The organism is Streptomyces sp. NPDC057654 (genome assembly GCF_042800135.1).
GTDB lineage: Bacteria > Actinomycetota > Actinomycetes > Streptomycetales > Streptomycetaceae > Streptomyces.
In genome coordinates, this window is sequence record NZ_JBHVHQ010000998.1 from 1 (window position 1) to 2,950 (window position 2,950).

3 protein-coding genes and 5 tRNA genes are annotated in these 2,950 nt (G+C 72.0%); 3 read left to right on the top strand and 5 right to left on the bottom strand.

Annotation, left to right across the window (positions count from 1 at the left end):
• Positions 1 to 36 precede the first annotated feature (36 nt).
• The 5 genes from ACFU99_RS39470 to ACFU99_RS39490 form a co-directional block, all read right to left on the bottom strand.
• Positions 37 to 108, bottom strand: a tRNA-Val gene (locus ACFU99_RS39470).
• A 29-nt stretch (positions 109 to 137) separates the two neighbouring features.
• Positions 138 to 209, bottom strand: a tRNA-Val gene (locus ACFU99_RS39475).
• A gap of 23 nt (positions 210 to 232) precedes the next feature.
• Positions 233 to 304: transfer RNA gene (locus ACFU99_RS39480), tRNA-Val, on the bottom strand.
• A gap of 1 nt (position 305) precedes the next feature.
• Positions 306 to 379: transfer RNA gene (locus tag ACFU99_RS39485), tRNA-Cys, on the bottom strand.
• Between the two features lie 33 nt (positions 380 to 412).
• A tRNA-Gly gene (locus ACFU99_RS39490) sits at positions 413 to 485 on the bottom strand.
• A 171-nt stretch (positions 486 to 656) separates the two neighbouring features.
• On the opposite strand from ACFU99_RS39490, the gene ACFU99_RS39495 reads away from it, so the two are divergent.
• From ACFU99_RS39495 to ACFU99_RS39505, 3 genes are all read left to right on the top strand, one after another.
• Complete coding sequence (locus ACFU99_RS39495) at positions 657 to 1,691, top strand: chorismate-binding protein (protein ID WP_384402315.1); 1,035 nt, start codon at positions 657 to 659, stop codon at positions 1,689 to 1,691.
• The gene (locus ACFU99_RS39500) at positions 1,691 to 2,557 is read left to right on the top strand and encodes an aminotransferase class IV (protein ID WP_384402318.1); all 867 of its coding nucleotides are present in this window, start codon (positions 1,691 to 1,693) and stop codon (positions 2,555 to 2,557) included. Before ACFU99_RS39495 ends, ACFU99_RS39500 begins: the two co-directional genes overlap by 1 nt.
• 40 nt (positions 2,558 to 2,597) lie before the next feature.
• On the top strand, positions 2,598 to 2,950 hold a 353-nt coding region (locus ACFU99_RS39505; protein WP_384402312.1), incomplete at its 3' end, for a GNAT family N-acetyltransferase.

A 2,950-nucleotide genomic window follows, 5' to 3' on the forward strand; every position in this document is an offset into this window, starting at 1 on the left:
GGACCCTTTTTCGGGGTCCGGCCGCTGTGCTGTGTGTGGACGATACTGGGATTGAACCAGTGACCTCTTCCGTGTCAGGGAAGCGCTCTCCCGCTGAGCTAATCGTCCTCGGTGTCGCGGGTGCCGCTCTTGTCGCGTGCGCGATACTGGGATTGAACCAGTGACCTCTTCCGTGTCAGGGAAGCGCTCTCCCGCTGAGCTAATCGCGCGGGGGGACCCGTGAAGATCCCGGTGGACGATACTGGGATTGAACCAGTGACCTCTTCCGTGTCAGGGAAGCGCTCTCCCGCTGAGCTAATCGTCCTTGGAGGTGGAGACGGGATTTGAACCCGTGTAGACGGCTTTGCAGGCCGTTGCCTCGCCTCTCGGCCACTCCACCCGGAGTGCGGGGTTCGGGAAGATCCCCACTTCGAGCGGACGACGAGACTCGAACTCGCGACATCCACCTTGGCAAGGTGGTGCTCTACCAACTGAGCTACGTCCGCAGGTGTCGTTGTGCCCGGTGCGCTTGCGCGTCCCGGCGACGTGTTGAACTCTAGCGGATTCCAGCGCCAGCTCAAATTCCGTTTGCCCAGCTTGCCGCGGGGTTCGTTTCCCCCGAGGCGGGTCGCGGGCCCGCCGGTCATAGACTCGCAAGCGTGTCCCACCTCTCCCCGATGGCCCGATTCGGCGGGCTTCTCGCCCTTGACCTGCGCGACGTCACCAGCGACCCGGCGGCCCTGGACTCCTCGGGCTGGTGGGCGGTGACGGCCGATTTCGAGGGCGGACTGGTGTGCGCGCGCTTCGGGGACGTACGCCCCGCGCCGGTTCCCGCGCCGGGGCGCTGGCGCGGGCCCGCGCCGTCGGACTGGACCAGTTCCCTGGACCGGGGCGCGTACACCGCGGGCGTACGCCGCATACGCGAACACATCGCGGCGGGCGACGTCTATCAGGCGAATCTCTGCCGAATTCTCACGGCGCCGCTGCCGGACCCGGACGCGTCCGACGTGGACGCGCTCACCGCGCTGCTGGCCCGCGGCAACCCGGCCCCGCACGCCGGAACGATCCGGCTGCCCGCGCACGGCGTGGAGGTGGCGACCGCCTCGCCCGAGCTGTACGTGCGCCGGTCCGGCCGCACCGTCGAGTCCGGGCCGATCAAGGGCACCGGCCGGACCGCCGCCGACCTGCTGGAGAAGGACCACGCCGAGAACGTGATGATCGTCGACCTGGTCCGCAACGACCTCGGCCGGATCTGCGCGAGCGGCTCGGTGACCGTGCCGGGGCTCTGCGAGATCGAGCCGCACCCCGGCCTCGTCCACCTCGTCTCCACGGTCCGCGGCGAACTGCGCCCCGAGTCGACCTGGGCGGACCTGCTCGGCGCGACCTTCCCGCCCGGCTCCGTCACCGGCGCCCCCAAGACCAGCGCGCTGCGGATCATCGAGGAGCTGGAGACCGCGCCGCGCGGCCCCTACTGCGGCGGCGTCGGCTGGGTGGACGCCGACCGCGGCACGGCGGAGCTCGCCGTCGGCATCCGGACCTTCTGGATCGACCGGACGGCGGCCGGCGGACCGGTGCTGAGGTTCGGTACCGGCGCGGGCATCACCTGGGGCTCCGACCCGCTGCGGGAGTGGGAGGAGACCGAACTGAAGGCGGCCCGGCTGCTCGGGGTAGCGTCGGGAGCCGACGAGGCGACCGGAGGGATTCCACGGTGATAGCACAGCCCAGCGGGGTACCGGCCCCCACATCCCGGATCTGGATCGACGGGGCGCTGAGGGACGCCGACAGCGCCCGGGTATCGGTCTTCGACCACGGGCTGACCGCCGGCGACGGCGTCTTCGAGACGCTCAAGGCCACGGACGGCAGCGCCTTCGCGGTCGACCGCCACCTGCGCAGGCTGGCGACGTCCGCGCGCGGTCTGGGGCTGCCCGAGCCCGACCTCGACGAGGCGCGCGAGGCCTGCGCGGCGGTCCTCGCGGCCAACCCGATGGAGCACGGCCGGCTCCGGATCACCTACACCGGCGGGCTCTCCCCGCTCAGCTCCGACCGCGGCGACGCGGGTTCCACCCTGGTCGTCGCCCTCGGCGCGGCCAAGCGGCGGCCCGACACCACCGCCGTGATCACGGTCCCCTGGACCCGCAACGAGCGCGGCGCCCTCACGGGGCTCAAGACCACCTCGTACGCGGAGAACGTGCTCGCCCTCTCCCGCGCGCACGAACACGACGCGACGGAGGCGCTGTTCGCCAACACCGTCGGCGCGCTCTGCGAGGGCACCGGCTCCAACGTCTTCGTCGTCCTCGACGGTGAACTGCACACCCCGCCGCTCGCCTCCGGCTGCCTCGCGGGCATCACCCGCGAGCTGACGGTCGAGTGGACGGGCGCCACGGAGACCGAGCTGCCGTACGACGTCCTGGACCGCGCCGAGGAGATCTTCCTGACCTCCAGCCTCCGCGACGTGCAGGCCGTGAACCGGATCGGCGGCGACGGCGGCGAGCGGCTGCTGCCGGGCGCGCCGGGCCCGGTGACCGCGAAGGCGATGCGCGTCTTCGAGGAGCGGTCGACGGCCGAGCCGAATCCGTAAATCCCGTGACGTACGGCCGCGGGGCAGGTAGAACACCAACGTGACCACCACCCTGCGGCCCACCGCGGCAGAACGGCGCAATGAGCACGGCGGGCGCTCCCGCCCGTACGAGATCTGCGTCAACAGCCGCCCCGTGGGCGGGATCGAGCTGGCGACGGACGAACGTTTCGGCGTCCGCGTGGGGCGGATCGTGCGGCTCCATGTGGACGAGGCCGACCGGCGCCGCGGCCGGGGCACGGTCGCCGCGCTCGCCGCGGAGGAGGTGCTGCGCGGCTGGGGGTGCCGCCGGGCGGAGCTGAGCATTCCGGTTGCCGCGCGGCCCGCGCTCTCGCTCGCCGCCGCGCTCGGCTACACGGAGCGCGGCCGCGCCATGACCAAGGCGCTCACCACCGC

Bases quoted from the DNA above. Each gene is read 5' to 3' on its own strand.
- ACFU99_RS39495 (WP_384402315.1), top strand. From the start codon at position 657: ATGGCCCGATTCGGCGGGCTTCTCGCCCTTGACCTGCGCGACGTCACC.